Source organism: Ewingella sp. S1.OA.A_B6 (genome assembly GCF_049889095.1).
Classification (GTDB): domain Bacteria; phylum Pseudomonadota; class Gammaproteobacteria; order Enterobacterales; family Enterobacteriaceae; genus Ewingella.
This window is the reverse complement of sequence record NZ_JBLJFK010000001.1, coordinates 149,338-171,114: the sequence shown is the minus strand read 5'-3', so window position 1 is coordinate 171,114 and position 21,777 is coordinate 149,338. Positions and strand designations below refer to the sequence as shown.

The following is a 21,777-nucleotide window of genomic DNA, read 5'->3' as shown; positions in this document are numbered from 1 at the left end:
GAAGGATGACGAGCATTAGGAGAGAGCGATAAATTGCGCTCTCAACGCATGCAACTCATCGCGCGTATTGGCCGCTTCCTCAAACTCCAGATTCTGTGCGTGGGCGTACATCTTACTTTCAAGCTCTTTAATGCGCTGGTCCAACGCTTTTGGCGTGAGCAATTTGACGGTTTCAGACGCCGCAGCATCGCGTTTATCTTTATTTTTCTTGGTCTTAGGCTGACCCAGTTGCAAGATGTCGGAAATCTTCTTGTTCAGCCCGGTCGGCGTGATGCCGTGCTCAATGTTATAAGCTTCCTGTTTGGCGCGGCGACGCTCAGTTTCGTCAATGGCTTTCGCCATCGACTTGGTAATTCTGTCGCCATACAGAATGGCCTTGCCGTTTAGGTTACGCGCTGCACGGCCGATAGTCTGAATCAGCGAGCGCTCGGAGCGCAGGAAGCCCTCTTTGTCTGCATCAAGGATCGCCACCAGCGATACTTCCGGCATATCCAACCCTTCACGCAGTAAGTTGATGCCTACCAACACGTCGAATTCACCGAGACGTAAGTCGCGGATGATCTCCACACGCTCGACAGTATCGATATCAGAGTGCAGGTAACGCACCTTCTCGCCGTGTTCTTCCAGATACTCGGTCAAATCCTCAGCCATACGCTTGGTGAGCGTGGTGACCAGCACACGTTCGTTAACTTCGACGCGTTTGCGGATCTCCGACAACAGATCGTCGACCTGCGTACCGACCGGACGTACTTCAATCAGCGGATCAAGCAACCCGGTCGGACGCACCAGTTGTTCAACCACATCGTCGCCCGACTTCTCCATCTCATAGGTGCCAGGTGTGGCTGAGACATAAATACTTTGCGGCGCGGCGGATTCGAACTCTTCAAACCGCATCGGCCGGTTGTCTAGCGCCGAAGGCAGGCGGAAACCGTACTCCACCAGCGTCTCTTTGCGCGAACGGTCACCTTTGTACATGCCGCCAATTTGCGGAATAGTGACGTGAGACTCATCGACAATCAGCAGGCCGTCAGCCGGCAAATAGTCAAACAACGTCGGCGGTGGCTCACCCGGCCCACGCCCTGAGAGATAGCGCGAGTAGTTTTCAATGCCTGAGCAGTAACCCAACTCGTTCATCATCTCCAGATCAAACTGGGTACGCTGACTGATGCGCTGTTCCTCCAGCAGTTTGTTGCTTTCGAGCAAATTTTTACGCCGGTCAGCCAGTTCAACTTTGATCTCTTCTATTGCCTGCACGATGCGTTCGCGCGGCGTCACATAGTGTGTTTTGGGATAGATGGTGAAACGTGGAATTTCGTGCTGTACCTGGCCTGTCAGCGGATCAAACAGCGAGAGGCGCTCTACTTCTTGATCAAACAGCTCAATACGCAGCGCCAGATCGTCAGACTCTGCCGGGAAGACATCGATCACTTCACCACGCACGCGGAAAGTACTGCGCTGGAAAGCCTGATCGTTGCGGGCATATTGTAGCTCCGCCAGGCGACGCAGGATGGCGCGCTGGTCGATGATCATGCCCTTGGTCAGGTGCAACATCATCTTCAGATAAAGGTCCGGATCGCCCAAACCGTAAATAGCAGAAACTGAGGCCACAACGATCACATCGCGGCGTTCCAGCAACGCTTTAGTAGCAGAAAGACGCATTTGCTCGATGTGTTCGTTTATCGAGGCGTCTTTTTCAATAAATGTATCAGAACTAGGTACATAAGCTTCTGGCTGATAGTAATCATAATAAGAGACAAAATATTCAACGGCATTATCCGGGAAAAACTCTTTCATCTCGCCATAAAGCTGCGCGGCCAGGGTCTTGTTCGGTGCCAGAACCATAGTGGGTCGGTTGAGGTCAGCAATCACATTGGCGATGGTAAACGTTTTCCCTGAACCGGTTACACCCAGCAAGGTTTGGTGCGCAAGCCCGTTCTCAAGGCCCTCTTCCAGCGCACGTATAGCCTCAGGCTGATCGCCTGACGGTTTAAAATCGGAATGTAGTTTGAATGCTTTACTCATTGACGGGCTACCTGGCTGAAGAGAAGGAACACACAACACCGGCTAAGGAGATTCAGTATGGAAGACTCCGCGATTTTTGCCAGCCATATAATACTGGATATAAAACCAGCTTCCAATGATTAAATTCCGCGCATTTTTTAAGCCACTGTCATCCTTGCTTTTGAAATATTGCCACTCTGCACTTTTTTAGGTTTTATGATCGTCCTCTTTCTCCCCATCCCAGAACATTTATCCCCAGGTATTTGCGCAATTTAACGTTCTGACAACAGGCTGATGAAAATTGACACGGTCGGGATGCAGCGATTTGACAAAGCTTGATTTTATTTAATTTATTGAAAAATAACACTTTATATAAAAAGCCGAGATTCCAGTCAAACTGAGCGCAACCCGCGTCCTGACTCGCCTGAAGCAACTTTCCCGCCGCTCATGCACATGGTTATCCACAGGAATGGTGGATAACTCACATCACGCCGCTTACAGCGGGACCTGCCAAAAATCGTCCTTTCATCTTCCTCAACGTCTCTGAGATGTTTTTTAGTTATTTTTAGCCATTTTTACTGCTTTATATATACAGATTTTGCCTAGATATCCTGTGCCATTGTTATTGCAAAATGAAAAAGTGCATCCCATGAGGATCTTTTAGCTTAACCACGCTAATGCATTGCACCAAATCAACCGTCTTGCAGCACTGGAAAAGTGCACTAAACGATCTGATATCTGTCCGGCTCAGTTCGGATTATTAACATTTTTTCCTGCGCTGACCGTCTGGCCGTTTGCATTCACGCAACTTACTCTTTAGGAGGGTTATACCTAAACTTGGCCTGAGAGTTGCTAGATCTCCCACAGTCTCAGAACTGGCTTAACAGCACAAAGTCAATGTCAATGTCAGAAATATGACAACGGTCGTCAATTTATATTCATCAATCCCAACGTCACCGCCGATAAAGGGCCAGTGAAAGAAGGAATAAGGAAGGAAATTCTGATGTTAAGCGTTAAATCGGTGAATCAATACTATGGCCAGAATCATATTCTGTGGGATATCAATCTGGAACTATATCGCGGGCAGTGTACCTGTCTTATCGGACGCAATGGCGTCGGTAAAACCACGCTCATTAACTGCATCATGGGTCACCTGCCGGTTAAAAGCGGCACCATTTCCTGGCAGTCAGCCAATGAGGAGCCGCAAAGTTTATTGAATCTGCCGGTGGAAACTCGCGCGCAGATGGGCATTGGTTATGTACCTCAGGGCCGTCAGATCTTTTCGCAAATGAGTGTGGATGAAAATCTGCAAATCGCCATGATGGCCGGGCGCAACAAGACCCGCCGCGTTCCTGAGCAGGTATATGAGCTGTTTCCGTTATTAAAAGAGATGGGAGCACGTAAGGCGGGAGAACTGGACGAAAACCAGCAGCAGCAATTGGCGATCGGCCGGGCGCTGGTGCTGGAACCTGAGCTGCTGATCCTCGACGAGCCAACCGAGCATGCCAGCCCGGCAATGTCGGCGAGCATGGGCAATATCATTCACCGTCTGAATCGGGATCTTAGCCTGACCCTGTTGCTGGTCGGGCACCAACTGCCGTTTATCCGCACCGTAGCAGACCGTTTCTGCTTGCTCGACGGCGGACGCAACGTGGCGCAGGGTACGCTGGCGGAACTCAATGAGGGGTTGGTAAAAGATCATCTCACGGTTTGAGGCAATCCAGGTTGAGATATTGCCCGATATCACCGCCGGTATCCGCACCGAGGAACGGGATCTCGCCCAGCAGCGGCGCAGGCAGCATACGCGTGAGCGTTGCCAGATAGGCCTGATGATGCTTCCCCGTTTCCTGTATGTCATTGGCTATCCAACCGGCCAGGCGTAAACCGCTGTGAGTGATGGCCTCTGCGGTCAGCATCGCATGGTTGATACACCCCAAACGCATTCCCACCACTAAAATCACCGGCAGTTGCTCGGCAATCACCCAGTCGGCAAACGTCTGCTGTTCATTGAGGGGTGTAAACCAACCTCCCGCCCCTTCAACTACTGTCCAGTCGGCCCTGAGTGCGAGATGACGCAGCCCTTGCGACAGGATATCAAGCACAATCGGACGTTGCTCAAGTTGGCTGACAATATGTGGGGAAGTCGGTTCAATGAATGTACAGGGATTCACTTCGTCATAGCTAAGCTGCACCGAACTGTTGGCCTGTAAAGCCTGCGCATCACTGTTACGCGGTCCGTCGGCGGTCATTTCACTACCGGAGGCCACCGGCTTATATCCCGCAGTAGAAAAACCCGCGTGCGCTGCTGCCTGCAAAAACGCCGTCGTCGCAACGGTTTTCCCGACGTCGGTATCGGTACCGGTGATAAAAAAAGTTTGTTTCATTTTCTTGTGACCATTGCTGGAATCCAAAGTCATTGGCGCTGTATCAGGCAGCAAGCAAGCTCATCCCGACGAGCTGACATCAGTCAGTGACTCGGGTGAGCAAACGCAGCTAACGCAGAGACAGCGTCAGGGACGCAGGATTTTATCTTGGGATCAGTTCTTCCACCTGTAACACGCCGTACACCAACCGGTAGGTTAGGGGTAGCATGCCGTCTTGCCGGACGTAGTACTTCTCCAGCAGCGCCAGACGTTCGCGACCACCCAGCCCACCGAGGCGGCCATTTTTGATATGCGTCGCACCGATGCCTTTCAGGGAGCGCAGCAGCGATATAGCATCCGGGAACAATAGGGTGTGCTGGCTGAACTGCACGTCATGACGATAAGGCGCGCAGGCTTCGGCGATTTTGTCCGGCGTCAGGAACTGATTAACATGAGGACGGCCATCTACTTTTTTCCAGGCCGTAGCCAGCTCGCCAAGCGACCCTTCCGCCAGCGTGGAAAATAGCACCAGCCCGCCGATACGCGTGACGCGATGCATCTCTTCGAGCGCACGCGGCAGCGCATTACACCACTGCACGGCCAGATTACTGAAGCAGATATCCAATGAGCCATTGTCCAGCGGCAAACGCTCGATGTCTCCGGGCAGGTAATGATGGGCAGAATCCTGCGCACGGGCCATCTCCAGCATGCCCTGCGACAGGTCCAGTGCGGTGACCTGCTTACCCATCTCACGCCAGCGTCGGCTGAAATAACCGGTGCCGCAACCGGCGTCGAGCAGAGAGCGACCGGCGGCCTGATGGGTGTTTGCCGCCATGCTAATCAGATGTTCACCCACATCGCGCTGCAACTGTGCCGCGCTTTCGTAACTGACCGCAGCGCGGCTGAACGCGTCGGCCACCGCTTGTTTGTTCACTAATTCAGTGACTGCACCCATAAAGGGACTCCAGCAAAAAATCGATATCTTCGGGCAGATGAGCAGCCGTCAGGGTAATGCGCAACCTTGCGCTGCCTAGCGGCACGGTCGGCGGGCGGATCGCAGTGACCCATACACCGCGCTCACGTAGCCGTTGTGCCAGATCCAAGGTTGGCTGATTTTCACCCACAATCAGCGGCTGAATGGCCGAGGCAGAAACCGTAAGCTGATAAGGCAAACCGGCGGCCCCCGCACGGAAACGGACAATATTGCCCACCAGTTTATCACGCAGTTCGTCGCCATGCTGAACGCAGCGCAAGCAGGCCTGTAATGCACAGACCTGCGCGGTGGGCATGGCAGTGCTGTAAATCAGATGGCGGGCAAACTGCAGCAGGTATTCAGCAGTACTCTCATCACACAGCACGGCGGCACCGCTGCATCCGAAAGCTTTGCCGAAGGTCACCACCAGCAGCTCAGGCTTTACGCCCTGTTGCCAACAGCTGCCGCGCCCCTGCTCACCCAGCACGCCGACGCCGTGGGCATCATCGACCAGCAGCCAGGCCGAGTGCGCCTGCGCCAACTGATGCAGTGCTTTGAGCGGTGCTGCGTCGCCGTCCATGCTGAACACCCCTTCGGTTACCACCAGTGTTTCGCCGTCCACCGGCTTCTCCAGCAGACCTTGCAGGGAATCCGACCGATTATGCTGAAAACGCCGCAGTTGCGAAGGCGCATGCGCTGCCGCTTCCAGCAGCGATGCGTGACTGAGTTTATCCGCCAGAACCCGATCGGGTGCCTGCAACAATGCCGCGAGAATCGCCTGATTCGCCGCAAAGCCAGAGATAAACAGCAGCGCACGCGGGTAACCCTGCCAGTCCGCCAGTTGTTGTTCGAACTCGGCGTGAATATCGCTGTAGCCGGTAACATGTCCTGAACCGCCGCTGCCGACACCAAAACGCGCCGCTCCCTTTTGCCAGGCGGTGATCACATCCGGATTCTGGCTGAGCCCCAGATAATCATTGCCGGAGAAATTCAGCCAACGCCGCTTACCCTGCGTCAGCCAACGGGCGTTCCCGCCCGCATTCGGCTGACGAACACGAAACGCCGCAGCTTGTTTGCGCGCATCCACCGCCTCTTCAATGCGTTTCTGCCAGCTCATTGGTCAGACGGCGGCGTTGTAAAACTGCGGAGTATCGGCACGGACCCACTGTTCGGCCAGTGCATCCTCTTGCTGCTCATCGCCCAACTCTGTTTCAAACACCTGCGGGTTAAGACCCAACTTGCCAAATAGAATCAGGTCTTTGTCTTCAGCAGGGTTCGGCGTGGTCAGCAGTTTGCACCCGTAGAAAATCGAGTTGGCCCCGGCCATAAAGCACATGGCCTGCGTCTGCTCGCTCATCTGCTCGCGACCGGCGGACAGGCGCACATAAGATGTCGGCATCATGATACGCGCCACCGCAATGGTGCGGATAAAGTCGAAAGGATCGACGTCGTCGTTATCGGCCAGCGGCGTGCCTTTCACTTTGACCAGCATGTTGATCGGCACGCTCTCCGGCGCGACCGGAAGATTCGCCAGTTGCATCAGTAAACCAGCACGATCTTTTACCGTTTCGCCCAGGCCAACGATACCGCCAGAACAGACTTTAATGCCTGCGCCGCGCACCTCTGACAACGTGTCCAGACGCTCCTGATAGCTGCGGGTGGTGATGATGCTGCCGTAAAATTCCGGTGAGGTGTCGAGGTTATGGTTGTAGAAGTCCAGCCCCGCCGACGCCAGCCGCTGAGCCTGCGTGGTGTTCAGTGAACCGAGCGTCATGCAGGTTTCCATTCCCAACTCTTTTACACCCTGCACCATTTGCTCGAGGTACGGCATGTCACGATCGTGCGGGTTTTTCCACGCGGCACCCATACAGAAACGGGTCGAACCGGCGGCTTTGGCCTGACGGGCGGACTCCAGCACCTGCTTCACCTCCATCAGACGCTCGCTTTCCAGACCGGTTTTGTAGCGCGAACTCTGCGGACAATATTTGCAGTCCTCCGGACAGGCGCCGGTTTTGATCGACAATAAGGTACTGACCTGAACCTGACGCGGGTCGAAGTGCTGACGGTGAATTAACTGGGCCTCAAACATCAGCTCCAGAAAGGGTTTATCAAACAGCGCCTGCGTCTTTTCCAGCGTCCAGTGGGTGCGGGTTGTCATGCGACATCTCCAAAATTAGTCGGCTTACCCTTCATCCTTCGCGCTGCCTCTGCGTTGGCTGCCTTCGCGAGCCCCGGTCACATACTTATGTATGCTCCCAGCGATTCACTCAGTTGCCGTCTTGATCCAGCGCGAATGATTTTGGGCTTAATATTTCTCTCACATTCCGTCAACCATTCTTTATTTGTTTTAGTTTACCGTCAACGTTAAAATTATTTTTTGGTTTACAATATTCATCAAGGACACTGCAATGACTCCCGCCGATCTCGAGTTCGACCAGCGCCACATCTGGCATCCGTATACGTCCATGACCAAACCACTGCCGGTCTATCCGGTGGAATCAGCGTCCGGCGTGCTGTTGCAACTCGCAAATGGCCGTCAGTTGGTAGACGGAATGTCATCGTGGTGGGCGGCGATCCACGGCTATAACCATCCGCAGCTCAATCAGGCAGCCATTGCGCAGATCGGTAAAATGTCTCACGTAATGTTTGGTGGCATAACCCACCCTTCTGCGGTGGCGCTGTCGCGTCAGCTGGTAGAGATGACCCCTGTCGGGCTGGAGTGCGTATTTCTGGCTGACTCAGGATCGGTGGCAGTGGAAGTGGCGCTGAAGATGGCGATACAATACTGGCAGGCGCGCGGTGAGAAACGCCAAACGCTGCTGACCCTACGCAACGGCTACCACGGCGATACGTTCGGCGCGATGTCAGTGTGTGACCCGCAAAATTCGATGCACAGCCTGTATCAGGGCTATCTGCCGGAGCATCTGTTTGTCGCCGCGCCACAGTGCCGGTTTGGTGAAACGTGGAATGAGCAGGATATTGCGCCGTTCGCCACGCTGCTGGAGCAACATCAGCAAAAGATCGCGGCGGTGATTTTAGAGCCGGTGGTTCAGGGCGCTGGCGGGATGCGGATTTATCATCCGACCTATCTCAAACGGGTACGTGAGCTGTGCAATGAATTTGGCGTGCTGCTGATTGCCGATGAAATTGCCACGGGATTTGGCCGCACCGGCAAGCTATTTGCCTGCGATCACGCGGAGATTTCACCCGACATTTTGTGCCTCGGCAAAGCCCTGACCGGTGGTTATATGACGCTGTCCGCCACGCTGACCACCCGCCATGTGGCCGACACCATCAGCGAGGGCGAAGCGGGCTGTTTCATGCACGGCCCAACCTTTATGGGCAACCCGCTGGCCTGCGCGGTTGCCAGCGCCAGCCTCAGCTTGCTGGCGGAAAACCAGTGGCAGGCTCAGGTGGCAAAGATTGAACAACAGTTCAAACGCGAGTTAATGCCGCTGGCAGATCACCCGGCAGTAGCCGAGGTGCGCATACTTGGCGCGATTGGCGTAGTCGAAATGCGTGACCCGGTGAATATGGCCCAACTACAAAAACATTTCGTCAGTGAAGGCGTATGGATCCGGCCCTTTGGCAAACTGATTTATCTGATGCCGCCTTACATTATTTCCCCGCCCCAACTGACCAAACTGACCGGTGCTATCGCCAGCGCACTTGAAATCATTTAACGCGATACCTCCCAAAAATCATTCGAATTGCATCGAGACGGCAAAGGATGACGGGGATTAATTTGAATTAACCAGCCGGTGGGAACTTGAGAGTAACCCGCTCAGTTTCTCCCGGCTAATCCTCGCCTGCTCGTTGAGATAATCGATCGCCACCGTTAGCACAGGCGTAGGATTATCGGGATAGAGCAGCGTGTAAGATGCGCCGCTGGCAACGCACAGCGGGAATGGCGCAATCAACCTGCCCGCCTGCAAATCATCCTCGATCAAGGAGAGATCCCCTATCGCCACACCGTAGCCTTGCAACGCCGAGTTGATCGCCAGATCCAGAGTATCAAAATGCTGAGATTTGGCCGCCGGCAGCCCTTTTATCCCGGCTTCGCGCAGCCATAACAGCCAGTCACGACGGTCGCGCGTCGGATGCAGCAGGGTTTTATCGGCCAGATCGGCTACGTCAAAGCGCCCGTTACGGCGAGGCAAGAAGTCTGGCGTACACACCGGCGTCAGCACCTCGTCAAACAGATGATGTGCGCGGCGCGGTGAGTCAGGTGCACGCCCAAAGACGACGGCGGCATCGAAATGTTCGGTGCTGAAATCCACGCCGTGAGCAATCGAGGCGGTGAGTTCGATACACAGTTCAGGCCGGTCGTTTTGCAGTTGAATAACCCTCGGCAATAACCACCGCATCGAGCAGGTCGGGCATTTTATACGTAATGTATCGGGGTGCGAACCAACGCGTTTCAGCGCTTCCCCCATCATCGCCAGCGCCTGCTCCACCGGTGGCAACAGTTGCGCGCCGCGCGGTGTTAGCGTGAGCCCACGTGCCTGACGCAAAAACAGCGCATACCCCAGCCCCGTTTCCAGCCCGGTGATTTGGCGGCTGACCGCGCCCTGCGTGATATGCAGCAACGTAGCGGCATGGGTCAGATTGAGAGTTTTTGCCACTACGCTGAAAGTTTTCAACACGTTAAGTGAAGGTAGATTGAGCGCCGTCAGATAAGAAAAATCAGGTGAAGTTGCCATTCATACCTCGTAAAAGAGTTCACCAGCCATGATCGGAGATCATACCGAGTATGACAAACTTTCCATTGTCGGCACAGGGGAACTATTGCTTAATCATTGAACATTCGTTTTACCTCTTATGGCCGTCTGGCCTGATCTTTTGGGAAGTCTGCTATGAAAAGCGCACTGTTACCTCAATCAAAGTTGCCTGACGTCGGCACGACCATTTTTACCGTCATTGGCCAATTGAGCGCCGAGCACAATGCGCTGAATTTATCGCAAGGTGCACCCAACTTTTCCTGCCAGCCGTCGCTTATAGATAGCGTGACCAAAGCTATGCGCGATGGTCATAACCAATATGCGCCGATGAGCGGCGTGGCGGCGCTGCGCCATGCGCTGTCCGCCAAAGTTGAGGCGCTTTACGGTTGCCATTACGATGTCGACAGCGAAGTGACCGTGATGGCCAGCGCCAGTGAAGGGCTATACTCCGCCATCAGTGCGCTGGTGCACCCGGGCGACGAGGTGATCTATTTCGAACCCGCCTTTGACAGTTACGCACCGATTGTCCGCTTACAGGGCGCCACGCCGGTCGCCATTGGTCTGTCGATGGCAGACTTCAGCATTGACTGGGACCAGGTCGCCAGCGCGATTAACAGCAAAACCCGGATGATCATCATCAATAGCCCGCACAACCCAACCGGCGCGATTTTTACCCCGGTCGACATTGAACGCCTGACTGCGCTGACTCGCGATACTGACATCGTGATTTTGTCCGATGAAGTCTATGAACACGTCGTATTCGACGGTGAACGCCACGAAAGCATGGCCTGCCATCCGCAACTGGCAGAGCGCAGCGTGATTGTTTCGTCATTTGGCAAAACCTATCACGTCACCGGCTGGCGGGTGGGATATTGTCTGGCACCAGCAGAGCTGATGAATGAGATCCGCAAGGTGCATCAGTTCATGGTGTTTTCAGCCGATACGCCGATGCAGATAGCCTTCGCTGAGGCGCTGGCTAATCCACAGAGTTATCTCGGCCTGGCCGATTTTTATCAGCAAAAGCGCGATCTGCTGGCCAATGCTCTCAGCGGTTCACGCTTTGAATTGCTGCCGAGCCACGGCAGCTTCTTTATGTTGGCCCGTTTCAACCACTTCAGTTCGCTGACCGATGACGAGTTCGTTCTGAGTTTGATCCGCGATCACCAAATCGCCACCATCCCGCTGTCGGCATTTTATAGCCATAACTCACCGACCGGACTTATCCGCCTGAGCTTTGCCAAAGACGACGAAACGCTGTATGAAGGCGCACGTCGCCTGTGCCGCGTGTAAGCGCCCTATTTAATACCCACCGGGAGAAGTGAAAATGATAATGAAAAAATTAAACATCGCCTTGTTGTTAGGTTGTGCCGTTGCTTCGTTTTCTGCGCTGGCAGAGGGTTCAACGCTGAAATTTGGTCTGGAAGCACAATATCCGCCGTTCGAATCAAAAAGCGCCACCGGCGAATTGCAGGGCTTCGACATTGATGTCGGTAACGCCGTTTGTGCGGCCGCCAAACTGAAATGTGAATGGTTCGATACCGCCTTCGACGTGCTAATCCCTGCCCTGCAGGCGCGTAAATTTGACGCGATTAATTCGGCGATGAATGTCACCGAAAAGCGCCGTCAGGCCATTGATTTCACAAACGTGATTTACCGTGTACCCAGCAAGCTCATCGCGAAAAAAGATGCCAGGCTGCTGCCAACCGTTGAGTCTCTGAAAGGCAAGCATATCGGCGTGTTGCAGGGTTCGATTCAGGAAAGTTACGCGCAAGTACACTGGGCGCCCAAAGGCGTGGATGTCGTCTCTTATCAAGATCAGAACCAGGTCTATCTGGATCTCTCTTCCGGCCGCCTTGACGGTACGCTGGTACTGGCACCGGCTGGCCAGACCGGTTTCCTCGACCGCCCGGACGGCAAAGACTATGCCTTCGCCGGCGACGCGGTACGTGATGACAAAATCCTCGGCAGCGGTATCGCGTTCGGTCTGCGCAAAGGCGACACGGCCACCAAAGAGAAGCTGAATGTGGCGATCGCAAAAATCAAACAGGACCGCGTGGTCGAAACGCTATCGAAGAAATATTTCGGCGATATTGATGTGACCGTAAAGTAAGCCCGGACGTTCCGACAAAGCCCCAGCTATCTCCGGCGGGGCTTTTTTCTATTTAAGAATTTCTTTGCTCATCAATACTCCGAATTCACCACCACTTCTTCGCCATACACGCCAGCCTGCGGTAGCGGTTTATAGCTGGAATTTGACGCACGCAGAACCCGGATACCACGGGCACCCACGGTTTGTGCAGCAGGCAAATGACACTGAGTGCCAGTGTGGTTTTACGCATCGAATTTCCTTTTTTATGTTTATTAATCTTGCAGATAAAGTGGAGCAACGGGTCAAAAACCTTACCGAACTTACTTGCGTAAATTTCAGAGTGGAAGGGATTTTTCGGCGGATGTTATAGGAAAAGATGATGATCACACTTTGAGGGAGAATCGTCTGACTTATCACGGGAAAGCATCAACCGCTTCATTCAAAAAAGAATTAGCGTCCTATACTTATTCCCTAATGTTTCGACGCTTCACTCTCTTATATGTAAACGGAAAGGAACGGGTATGTCTCAATTAAAATCTAAAAACCGCCGTATCGTACTGGCCTCACGTCCGCACGGTGCGCCAACCGCAGATAACTTCCGGCTGGAAGAACAAGATGTTCCCACCGCCAAAGAGGGGCAACTGGTGCTGCGCACGCTTTTCCTCTCCCTTGACCCTTACATGCGCGGTCGTATGAGTGATGCGCCCTCTTACGCCGCACCGGTGCAAATCGATGAAGTCATGACCGGCGGCGCGGTGTCAGAGGTGGTAAGTTCGAACAGCGCTGAATGTAAACCGGGCGATCTGGTGGTCGCCAGCACCGGCTGGCAGGAGTACTCAGTGGCCGACGCCAAAACGGTGAAGAAGTTGGAAGGTGCGGCGCTGAAACAACCGTCTCTGGCGCTGGGCGTGTTGGGTATGCCAGGCTTCACCGCCTTTATGGGGCTGCTGGATATTGGCCAGCCGCAGGTGGGTGAAACCGTGGTCGTCGCCGCTGCCACTGGCCCGGTGGGTTCGCTGGTCGGCCAGATTGCTAAAATCAAAGGGTGTAAGGTCATTGGTATAGCCGGTGGCCCGGAGAAATGTCGTTACGCCGTTGAACATTTCGGCTTTGACCAATGCCTGGATCACCGGGCACCTGATCTCGATAAGCGTCTAAAAGAGGCCTGCTCTGACGGCATTGACGTCTATTTCGAGAATGTCGGCGGTGCCGTCTTTGATGCCGTCCTGCCGCTGCTCAATACCAAAGCGCGTATTCCAGTCTGTGGTTTAGTCTCACAGTACAATTCGACTGGCCTGAATGACGGCCAGGATCGCCTTTCTCTGCTGACCGGGACTATCCTTAAGAAACGCCTGCGCATGCAGGGCTTTATCATTTTTGATGATTATGGCCATCGTTATCCAGAATTCGCCAAGCAGATGAGCGAATGGTTTAAAGCCGGAAAAGTGAAGTTCCGCGAAGATATCGTGGAGGGGCTGGAAAATGCGCCACAGGCCTTTATCGGTCTGCTGGAAGGTAAAAATTTCGGCAAATTAGTTGTAAAGGTTAGTCACGAAAATAAGTAAACACAGGTCAGCCAGGCACTTTGACCTGGCTCACAGGAGATAACATGAAATTACTGATTGTATTAACGTCGCACGACAAACTCGGCGATACAGGCAAGAAAACGGGATTTTGGCTGGAAGAGTTTACGGCGCCTTATTATCAATTTCTGGATGCCGGCGCGGAGCTGACGCTGGCGTCACCGAAAGGCGGTCAACCACCGCTGGATCCGGTAAGTGATGAGAAGAATGCCCAGACTGAAACGACCGATCGCTTCCGTCAGGATAAAGAGGCGCAACATGCGCTGGCTAATACCGTCAAACTGGCAGAAGTGAACGTGGCAGATTTTGATGCTGTATTCTATCCCGGTGGTCACGGGCCGCTGTGGGATCTGGCGGAAGACGCAAACTCGGTCAAACTCATCGAAGAGTTCTGGGCGGCAGGTAAGCCGGTGGCAGCAGTGTGCCATGCGCCGGGCGTCTTCCGGGATGTGAAGCAAGCCGATGGCACGCCACTGGTTAAAGACAAACGCGTGACAGGTTTTAGCAACAGTGAAGAAGACGCCGTTGGCCTGACTGACATCGTGCCGTTCCTGGTAGAAGATGAGTTGAAAAAGAACGGCGGCGATTACAGTAAAGCAGCAGACTGGAGCCCTTATGTTATCACTGATGGTAAACTGATCACCGGCCAGAACCCGGCGTCATCTGCAAATGTAGCGCAAGCCCTGCTTAAACTGCTCGGCGGCAGAGTCACCCAATAAGCATAATTTAATTGATGTTAAAAATAATAACCTTTAAACGAGGGCGTTGACTTTATGGCATTCACTTTAATCAGTTCGGACCTTCGCGACGGCGAAAAAATGCCAGACGCACAGGTGTTTAACGGCATGGGTTACAGCGGCGATAACCTCTCCCCGCATCTGGCATGGAGCGGTGCGCCGGAAGGCACCAAGAGCTTTGCCATCACCTGCTACGATCCCGACGCCCCTACCGGCTCTGGCTGGTGGCACTGGGGTGTGGCTAATATCCCGGCCGACGTGACCGAATTGCTGCAAGGTGCAGGTTCAGGCAAACCGGGCCTGCCGTCCGGTGCAGTACAAACCCGCACTGACTTCGGCAAAGCCGGTTACGGCGGCGCAGCACCGCCAAAAGGCGAAAGTCACCGCTATCAGTTCACGGTATATGCCCTGGATGTTGACACGCTGGAAGTCAACGAAGAAGCCAGCGGTGCCTACCTGGGTTTCAACATTCATTTCCATTCTCTCGGTAAATCATCTCTCACGGTGATATACAGCTGAGTGCTGTGGTATAAATAAGAGAATCAGAATACAACGCGGTGGTCAGTTCTGCTGACCGCCGCTTTTTGTCGTTTATCAAGGAGTCAGACCCAGTGAAAATCTCCACCCTGTCGCGCGCCTGCGCCATGTTGTCCGTCAGTCTGGTGTTGGCGGCTTGTAGCAGCAGCCACGAAGGCCTTTCCAGCCAGGTTGCACCGGGCACGGCCGTTGATCCTATTCTCAGCCCAGATGAAGCCGCAAACTTTACGGCCAAACAATATCTGGCCTTCGGCGGTCGCTCCCTGCAGGTTCAGCAGCAGGGCTGGTACCCTAAACTGGTCTCGACCAGCGATGTGAAAACTAACTTCGTGGTCGGTCCGAAAATGGGTAGCGACGGCGCGGCATATACCAGTGTCCAGCAAGCGATTGAAGCGGCCCTGCGCATACGTAACCACGGCGAGCGTGTGTTCATTAAGATCCTGCCTGGCACCTATAATGGCGCAGTTTATATCCCATTAGGTGCACCACCGATCACGCTGTTCGGCACGGGCACCAACCCGGGCGACGTTGTTATCCAACAAGGTTTGGAAGCATCAGTAACGCCGGCGGTTTACCGCGCAACGCTGAGCCCGAATGGCGAGTTTATTCCGGGTAACCGCGCCTGGTATATGTTCAATAACTGTGCCACTCAGAACACCGATACCATCGGTGCTGGCTGTACGGCGACCGTGTGGTCACAGAGCAGCGGTTTGCAGATCCAGAATCTCACCATCGTCAATAGCCTGCTCGACAGCGTTGACGCGGGCGATCACGCTGCCGTGGCGTTGCGCACCGATGGCGACAATATTTTGCTCGACAACGTGCGCCTGATTGGCCGTCAGAACACCCTGATGCTGACCACCGCTAACGAAAAAAATCAGCCAGACAATAAACGCTACAGCCGCGCCTACGTGCAAAACAGCCTGATCGAAGGGGATGTCGATTACGTTATTGGCCGCTCAAGCGCCGTATTTGACCACGTTGAATTCCACACGGTCAGCAGTCGTGGCGTGAAGCAAGCTTCTGTTTTAGCCCCGAATACTCCGGCCAATGTGTCTTACGGTTTCCTGGTGACTAACAGCACGTTCACCACCGACCGTGGTTTCGAAGGTCAGGCGGAGAAAGCTCAGTTGGGGCGTTCGTGGGATGAGGGCGCTCAAAATGGCGGTTATGTTGCAGGTACTACACCGAACAGCCAGGTCGTTATCCGCGACAGCCAGATTGACAACGGTTATAACCTGATGAATCCATGGGGCAACGCGGCCTTCTCTGGCCGTGCTTTCACCGGCAATGTACCAAAAGATGAAAAACAGCAGCGCAATTTGAATGATGTGAACTTCAACCGCCTGTGGCAGTACAACAACATCATGACTCCTCCGGCAAAATAAGCCGAAGTTCAGACATGCAAAAGCCGCCGGGTTTGACTCCGGCGGCTTTTTTATTCGCTAAAATCAGCGTCAGGCGGTCTCTGGGTTTTCGCTGCATGCGAAAGACAAGAACAAAATTCAGAGTGAACCGTTATTATTTCTTAGCTCGATAATGGACACCCACATCGGGCCTTTGCCTACCGGGTAGATGTTGAGAGTGGTCAGCGCACCGCTGTTTTGATCAATCTGCGCCACTTCGATCGCATCGGATTTTTGACCGGCGGTGAGCACAAAGCGCCCACGGTGATCAATATTGAAACCACGTGGCTGAGTTTGCGTGGCGTGATGCCCCACCAGTGCCAATTCGCTGCCATCTTCGGAGACGGTCAACACCGATATCAGGCTGGAACCGCGATCCGACGTGTAAAGATATTTGCCGTTTGGCGTAATATGAATATCAGCCGCCCAGCGGGTCTCTTTGAAATCAGACGGCATGATGTCCAGCGTCTGCACCAGACGGTATTGACCGCTGGTGACATCTTTCTGGTAAACATCGACACTGCCGTTAAGCTCATTCACGCAGTAAGCAAAGTGCTGGTTCGGATGGAAGGCCATGTGACGTGGACCCGCACCCGTGACAGTAGACAGTGATGGTGGCTGATGCGGCGTAGCTTCGCCCTGCTGGCTGAAATCAAACAGACGAATGTGGTCTTCTTTCAGCGCCGGGATCATCAGCAACTGGTTGGTCGGGTCAATATTGGCAGAGTGTGGCGCCTGAATATCTTCCAGCACATGAACCGGTGCCAGCGCCTCACCTTTTTCGTTAATCGGATGGATACTGACATTGTTAAAGCTGTAGGAGGCGGAGAACAGAAAACGCCCCTGCAGGTCAATACCCAGGTGCGTAGGGCTGCCCGGCAAGGGTGCCATCGCGGCTTGCTCCAGCGAGCCGTCATGGTTGATATTGTAGGTCAGCACGCCAAACTCAGGACGTACGCCGACATACAGACGGTGCCCGTCCGGATGGATCACCATCGGTTGAACCTGTCCTGGTACATCAACCGTTTGCAGCAGACTCAGTTCGCCTTCTTCGCCAAGACGAAAAGCATGGATTTGCTGGCTCTCAGGGCTGGCAATGTAGACAACTTGCTTCATCACATCTCCTTATTAAGACTGAATGCGTCGTTATGTTTTTAAAGCATCATTAAGATTAGCACGATAACACCGCTTAAGAGCGAGCCGTTTAGCGCCTGATGCGAGGTTCTCTCACCTGGGCTAAAGGTGTAATATGGCGAGAATTTCTTCGATCTTATGGCTATTTAACGGATTCTAACTATGACTTATCGCGTTATCGCACTCGACCTTGATGGCACCTTACTTGACCGTCAAAAACGTATCCTGCCGGAATCTTTGGCTGCGCTGGCCGAAGCCCGCGCTCAGGGCATTAAGGTCATCGTGGTCACTGGCCGTCATCACGTGGCTATCCATCCGTTTTACCAGGCATTAGAGCTTGATACGCCGGCGATCTGCTGTAATGGCACCTATTTGTATGACTACCAGGCACGTAAAGTCATCACGTCGGACCCGATGGACAAAATACAGGCCAAAAAAGTGGTCGATTTGCTGGAGTTTCACGGTATTCACGGGTTGCTGTATGTCGATGACGCAATGCTGTATGAGCAAGCCAGCGGGCACGTCAGCCGTTCGATTGCCTGGGGCGAAACGCTGCCGGAAGGTCAACGTCCGAGCATCGTGCAGGTTAACAGCCTGCGTGACGCCGCTGACCAAGCACATTCGATCTGGAAATTCGCCACCTCGCATCAGGATCTTGATGCTCTGCATACCTTCGCCTCACAGGTAGAAAATGAGCTGGGCCTGTCCTGCGAATGGTCATGGCACGATCAGGTAGATGTCGCGAAAGGTGGCAACAGTAAAGGTCGTCGTTTGCAGGAGTGGGTAGAATCTCAGGGCATGAGCATGCAGGATGTGGTGGCCTTTGGCGATAACTTCAATGATCTCAGTATGCTGGAGAATGTCGGTTTAGGCGTGGCGATGGGCAATGCAGTGGATGCGATTAAAGAGCGCGCCGCATTGGTGATCGCCGATCACGAACAACCCGGCATTGCCGGCGTGATCCGCACCAAAGTGCTGGTGTAAGTCACACCCGCTAGCCAATAACAGGGCGTGACTTATGCGCCCTGAATGTCATTTCTAAAAACCTTCACCGTCTCAACGATACGCTCTTTATCTGCGCGTACAGCCACTGGCCAGGGCGCACCATCAGTTCGTCACGCGCCCAGGGCGTAATTCTCGCCCAGAGAATGTGGTCAGCCATTGCGAGTTTGACTTCTACCTGCGTGCCGATATCCAGACATTCCAATACTTTGGCGGGCAGAACATTACGGATACTGCTGTTGTTGGCCGTCGGTTGCAACACCAGCGAAACGTCGGCGGCGTTGACCCGCACACGCATCGGCGTACCTTCAGGCGCATCAACTTTGGCAATCCACAGACGCTGATCGCCAATGGCCAGCGCGGTCATCTCATAGCGTGGGTGATGCTCCAATACGCTAACATTCAGCACACTGCTCTGCTCCTCACGCGGTAACCAGGGACGCATGATATTACTGGCCCAGACGGTTTCCAGATCGCCCATTGCCAGGACTTTGCCGTTATCCAACACCAACACTTTATCGGCCAACCGCAGGATCTCATCCAAGCTATGAGTGACATACAAAATTGGGATGCTAACTTCTTTCGCCAGTTTTTCCAGATAGGGCATCAACTCACGCTTGCGCGGTAAATCGAGTGCGGCCAGCGGTTCATCCATAAGCAGGAGTTCCGGTGCCGTCAGCAAAGCCCGACCAATTGCCACCCGCTGTTTTTCACCACCAGATAGCGTCAGTGGGAAACGACTCAGCAGCGGGCCAATCCCCAATAACGCAACGATATTGTCAAACTGATCGCGCATTGAGGCCGCCATGCCATATTGCAGATTTCCCTGTACGCGGTAGTGCGGAAACAGCCGGGCATCCTGAAAAACATAACCGATACGCCGCTTTTCTGGCGGCAGGAAAATGCCCTTGTCAGTATCTGACAACACGCGCTCGTTGAGTGAAATACGGCCGCAATCAGGACGGGTCAGCCCGCCGATTGCGTTGATCAGTGAAGTTTTTCCCGCGCCGGAAAGCCCGAAAATCGCCGTAATGCCCTGAGCCGGTAAATTTTGGGTGACCTCTAAAGTCAAGTCACCGAGCTGCTGGCTGAAATCGAGTTTGAGCATCAGCCCCCCAGTCTTATCCGGCTACGCTTGGCGAGCCAGTCGGAAATCATCAGTGAAGCCAGCGAGAGAACAATGGCAAGAACGCAGAGCCGGGCTGCGGCACCTTCGGCACCCGGTGTTTGAATCAGGGTATACATCGCCAACGGAATAGTGCGGGTTTCGCCGGGAATGTTGGAAACGAAAGTGATAGTGGCACCAAATTCCCCCAGCGACCGGGCAAACGCCAGTACGATGCCGACGATAATTCCCGGCACCGACAGCGGCAACGTAATGGTAAAAAACACCCGCCACGGCGATGCGCCCAGCGTGCGTGCGGCAAGTTCAAGTTTGGTATCTACCGCCTCCAGCGACATACGGATCGCCCGCACCATCAGCGGAAAAGCCACCACCGCCGAGGCCAGCACGGCACCGTGCCAGCTAAAACTGAAGCTGAAACCGAACCAGTCATATAACCATTCGCCAACCACGCCACGTTTTCCCATAACCACCAGTAATAAATAGCCAATCACCACAGGTGGAAGCACCAGGGGCAGGTGGATAATACTGTCGAGCAGGGATTTACCGGGAAAGCGGCAACGGACCAGGATCCAGGCCATTAGAATACCCAGTGGCAAACTGCATATCACGGCCAGGCTGGACACCTTCAAACTGAGGAGTACCGCTTGCCACTCATATTCACTCAACATCATGTCGGTTTGTTAATCCTGAATTAATATGACACCAGAGATACAATATCGGCAGAAACGTCCGAGGCTTTAATCGTCCACATTCATTCGGTTCAACACCCTGCCGCCAGGAAATCCCCGTTGTCACTCACCGGGCTCACTGAGAAGAGCAGCACCATCGGGAAGCATTCAGAATTCTATTATGGCATAGCCTAATGGAATAAATAGAGAGTTAAGTGGGTGCCCACTAACGTCATCCCACAGGTATGACGTTAGGGTGATAACGAGGCCGCAGGTTTAACCGCGCGGTGTAAATCCGTAGTGTTTGAAGATCGCAGCAGCGGCAGGCGTTTTCAGGTAATCATAAAACGCAGTGACAGCAGGATTTTCATGACCTTTTACAATCGCCATCGGGTATTCCACTGGCTTGTGACTTGCCGCCGGGAATATTCCAATAACTTTGACTTTTTTGCTGGCAATCGCGTCTGAACCGTAGACGATGCCAAGCGGTGCTTCTTCGCGCTCAACCAGCGCCATGGCGGCCCGAACATCGCTGGCGCGTGCCAGTTTAGGTTCGAGCGTGGTCCAGGCACCCAGTTTTTGCAGGGCTTCTTTGGCATAAATACCGGCTGGTACGTGATCCGGATCGCCCACCGCTAAGCGACTGTCGCCCAGCATTTTGGTCCATTCCGTTTTATCGTTGATATCAACCTTGTCGATTTTGCTGGCTTTCGCTGCAATCAGTACCAGTTCGTTGCCGAGAAGGGTATAGCGGGTGTTATCCACCATCTGTTGCTTCTGAATACTGTAGTCCATCCATTGCTGATCGGCAGAAATAAACAGATCGGCCGGAGCGCCCTGCTCTACCTGGCGCGCCAGTGTCGAGGAGGAAGCAAAAGATGAGACGACTTGTACGCCCTTCTCTTTCTGATATTGAGCGGCAATATCCTGCATTGCGTTGGTCAATGATGCAGCGGCAAAGACGGTGATTTTATCCGCCGCCTGCGCCTGAATGCTAAAACCGGCAACCAGTACACTGGCGGTCAGCATTTTACTCCATGACATTTTCATGTTTTTTCCTCGTTAAATTAAACACCTCGTTATATAGGCGTCAATATAGCGTAGAAAAAGAGGTCGCGGTTTGATTTATCAGCAGGAATTTAAATAAATAGATGATTGTTGATCTGAATCCATAAAAAACCCGGCCGAATGGCCGGGCTTCAGAATACAGTAATGCCGTTTCAGTGCTGTTGCGGTTGCTCGCGTTTTTCTTTGGAGTGGCCAACGTTGGAGATAACGTTGCACACAGAGCCGATACCCCAAATCATTCCTAGTATCAAAGCGATAAACAGTGGAACCATGATCACCACAAAGACTAAACTTTCCAGAATCTCTAACATGATAGCCTCATTTAGCTGGCTGGCACACGCCTGAATGGCGGTGGTAAACATACCTGTT

General features: G+C 53.6%; 20 protein-coding genes and 1 pseudogene. 9 read left to right on the top strand and 12 right to left on the bottom strand.

Going from position 1 to position 21,777, the window contains the following annotated elements:
- Nucleotides 1-15: 15 nt before the first annotated feature.
- Entirely contained in the window at nucleotides 16-2,022 is a 2,007-nt protein-coding gene (gene uvrB / locus ACMV8I_RS00835) for an excinuclease ABC subunit UvrB (RefSeq protein WP_498863342.1), read from the bottom strand.
- Nucleotides 2,023-3,004: 982 nt separating this feature from the next.
- Between uvrB and ACMV8I_RS00830 the strand changes: the two genes are divergently transcribed.
- Nucleotides 3,005-3,715 carry an ABC transporter ATP-binding protein gene (locus ACMV8I_RS00830; RefSeq protein WP_498863341.1) on the top strand — a complete coding sequence of 237 codons (711 nt, stop codon included), beginning with the start codon at nucleotides 3,005-3,007 and terminating at the stop codon, nucleotides 3,713-3,715.
- On the opposite strand, the gene bioD is transcribed toward ACMV8I_RS00830, so the two are convergent.
- The 4 genes from bioD to bioB all read right to left on the bottom strand — a co-directional run bounded on the left by bioD (nucleotide 3,705) and on the right by bioB (nucleotide 7,495).
- A complete protein-coding gene (bioD, locus tag ACMV8I_RS00825) occupies nucleotides 3,705-4,385 on the bottom strand; it encodes a dethiobiotin synthase (protein ID WP_498863340.1) in 681 nt (226 codons plus the stop codon). The two genes, ACMV8I_RS00830 and bioD, sit on opposite strands and share 11 nt — an antisense overlap.
- Before the next feature lie 142 nt (nucleotides 4,386-4,527).
- The gene (bioC, locus tag ACMV8I_RS00820; protein WP_498863339.1) at nucleotides 4,528-5,319 is read right to left on the bottom strand and encodes a malonyl-ACP O-methyltransferase BioC; all 792 of its coding nucleotides are present in this window, start codon (nucleotides 5,317-5,319) and stop codon (nucleotides 4,528-4,530) included.
- Nucleotides 5,303-6,454: an 8-amino-7-oxononanoate synthase gene (gene bioF / locus ACMV8I_RS00815; RefSeq protein WP_498863338.1), complete on the bottom strand. Its 1,152-nt coding sequence runs from the start codon at nucleotides 6,452-6,454 to the stop codon at nucleotides 5,303-5,305. The genes bioC and bioF overlap by 17 nt, the downstream gene beginning before the upstream one ends.
- 3 nt (nucleotides 6,455-6,457) lie before the next feature.
- Complete coding sequence (gene bioB / locus ACMV8I_RS00810; protein ID WP_498863337.1) at nucleotides 6,458-7,495, bottom strand: biotin synthase BioB; 1,038 nt, start codon at nucleotides 7,493-7,495, stop codon at nucleotides 6,458-6,460.
- Nucleotides 7,496-7,745: 250 nt separating this feature from the next.
- On the opposite strand from bioB, the gene bioA reads away from it, so the two are divergent.
- Nucleotides 7,746-9,020, top strand: a complete 1,275-nt coding sequence (bioA, locus tag ACMV8I_RS00805; RefSeq protein WP_498863336.1) for an adenosylmethionine--8-amino-7-oxononanoate transaminase — start codon at nucleotides 7,746-7,748, stop codon at nucleotides 9,018-9,020.
- A 57-nt stretch (nucleotides 9,021-9,077) separates the two neighbouring features.
- Here bioA and ACMV8I_RS00800 read toward each other — a convergent pair whose 3' ends face one another.
- Nucleotides 9,078-10,040 (bottom strand): LysR substrate-binding domain-containing protein, encoded by a 963-nt coding sequence (locus tag ACMV8I_RS00800; protein ID WP_498863335.1) that lies wholly within the window; start codon nucleotides 10,038-10,040, stop codon nucleotides 9,078-9,080.
- 153 nt (nucleotides 10,041-10,193) lie between these two features.
- Here ACMV8I_RS00800 and ACMV8I_RS00795 point away from each other — a divergent pair, with 153 nt between their 5' ends.
- Both ACMV8I_RS00795 and ACMV8I_RS00790 read left to right on the top strand, forming a co-directional pair.
- Nucleotides 10,194-11,348 (top strand): methionine aminotransferase, encoded by a 1,155-nt coding sequence (locus ACMV8I_RS00795; RefSeq protein WP_498863334.1) that lies wholly within the window; start codon nucleotides 10,194-10,196, stop codon nucleotides 11,346-11,348.
- A gap of 40 nt (nucleotides 11,349-11,388) precedes the next feature.
- Entirely contained in the window at nucleotides 11,389-12,168 is a 780-nt protein-coding gene (locus ACMV8I_RS00790; protein ID WP_498863333.1) for an ABC transporter substrate-binding protein, read from the top strand.
- 71 nt (nucleotides 12,169-12,239) lie between these two features.
- Here ACMV8I_RS00790 and aphA read toward each other — a convergent pair.
- Nucleotides 12,240-12,365 (bottom strand): annotated as a pseudogene (aphA, locus tag ACMV8I_RS00785) (acid phosphatase AphA); the annotation flags it as partial.
- Nucleotides 12,366-12,668: 303 nt separating this feature from the next.
- On the opposite strand from aphA, the gene curA reads away from it, so the two are divergent.
- The 4 genes from curA to ACMV8I_RS00765 all read left to right on the top strand — a co-directional run bounded on the left by curA (nucleotide 12,669) and on the right by ACMV8I_RS00765 (nucleotide 16,392).
- The gene (curA, locus tag ACMV8I_RS00780) at nucleotides 12,669-13,712 is read left to right on the top strand and encodes an NADPH-dependent curcumin/dihydrocurcumin reductase (RefSeq protein ID WP_498863332.1); all 1,044 of its coding nucleotides are present in this window, start codon (nucleotides 12,669-12,671) and stop codon (nucleotides 13,710-13,712) included.
- Nucleotides 13,713-13,756: 44 nt separating this feature from the next.
- A complete protein-coding gene (locus ACMV8I_RS00775) occupies nucleotides 13,757-14,449 on the top strand; it encodes a type 1 glutamine amidotransferase domain-containing protein (protein ID WP_498863331.1) in 693 nt (230 codons plus the stop codon).
- Between the two features lie 54 nt (nucleotides 14,450-14,503).
- Nucleotides 14,504-14,986, top strand: coding sequence for a kinase inhibitor (locus ACMV8I_RS00770; protein WP_498863330.1), 483 nt, complete (start codon nucleotides 14,504-14,506; stop codon nucleotides 14,984-14,986).
- Between the two features lie 92 nt (nucleotides 14,987-15,078).
- Nucleotides 15,079-16,392: a putative acyl-CoA thioester hydrolase gene (locus ACMV8I_RS00765; RefSeq protein WP_498863329.1), complete on the top strand. Its 1,314-nt coding sequence runs from the start codon at nucleotides 15,079-15,081 to the stop codon at nucleotides 16,390-16,392.
- 117 nt (nucleotides 16,393-16,509) lie between these two features.
- On the opposite strand, the gene pgl is transcribed toward ACMV8I_RS00765, so the two are convergent.
- Entirely contained in the window at nucleotides 16,510-17,526 is a 1,017-nt protein-coding gene (gene pgl, locus ACMV8I_RS00760; protein ID WP_498863328.1) for a 6-phosphogluconolactonase, read from the bottom strand.
- A gap of 180 nt (nucleotides 17,527-17,706) precedes the next feature.
- Between pgl and ACMV8I_RS00755 the strand changes: the two genes are divergently transcribed.
- On the top strand, nucleotides 17,707-18,528 hold the full coding sequence (locus tag ACMV8I_RS00755; protein ID WP_498863327.1) for a pyridoxal phosphatase: 822 nt from the start codon (nucleotides 17,707-17,709) through the stop codon (nucleotides 18,526-18,528).
- Between the two features lie 64 nt (nucleotides 18,529-18,592).
- Here ACMV8I_RS00755 and modC read toward each other — a convergent pair whose 3' ends face one another.
- The 4 genes from modC to ACMV8I_RS00735 form a co-directional block, all read right to left on the bottom strand.
- A complete protein-coding gene (gene modC, locus ACMV8I_RS00750; protein ID WP_498863326.1) occupies nucleotides 18,593-19,654 on the bottom strand; it encodes a molybdenum ABC transporter ATP-binding protein ModC in 1,062 nt (353 codons plus the stop codon).
- The gene (modB, locus tag ACMV8I_RS00745; protein WP_498863325.1) at nucleotides 19,654-20,343 is read right to left on the bottom strand and encodes a molybdate ABC transporter permease subunit; all 690 of its coding nucleotides are present in this window, start codon (nucleotides 20,341-20,343) and stop codon (nucleotides 19,654-19,656) included. The genes modC and modB overlap by 1 nt, the downstream gene beginning before the upstream one ends.
- A gap of 273 nt (nucleotides 20,344-20,616) precedes the next feature.
- Nucleotides 20,617-21,390, bottom strand: coding sequence for a molybdate ABC transporter substrate-binding protein (gene modA, locus ACMV8I_RS00740; RefSeq protein WP_498863324.1), 774 nt, complete (start codon nucleotides 21,388-21,390; stop codon nucleotides 20,617-20,619).
- A 170-nt stretch (nucleotides 21,391-21,560) separates the two neighbouring features.
- Nucleotides 21,561-21,719 carry an AcrZ family multidrug efflux pump-associated protein gene (locus ACMV8I_RS00735; protein ID WP_498863323.1) on the bottom strand — a complete coding sequence of 53 codons (159 nt, stop codon included), beginning with the start codon at nucleotides 21,717-21,719 and terminating at the stop codon, nucleotides 21,561-21,563.
- Nucleotides 21,720-21,777: the final 58 nt, after the last annotated feature.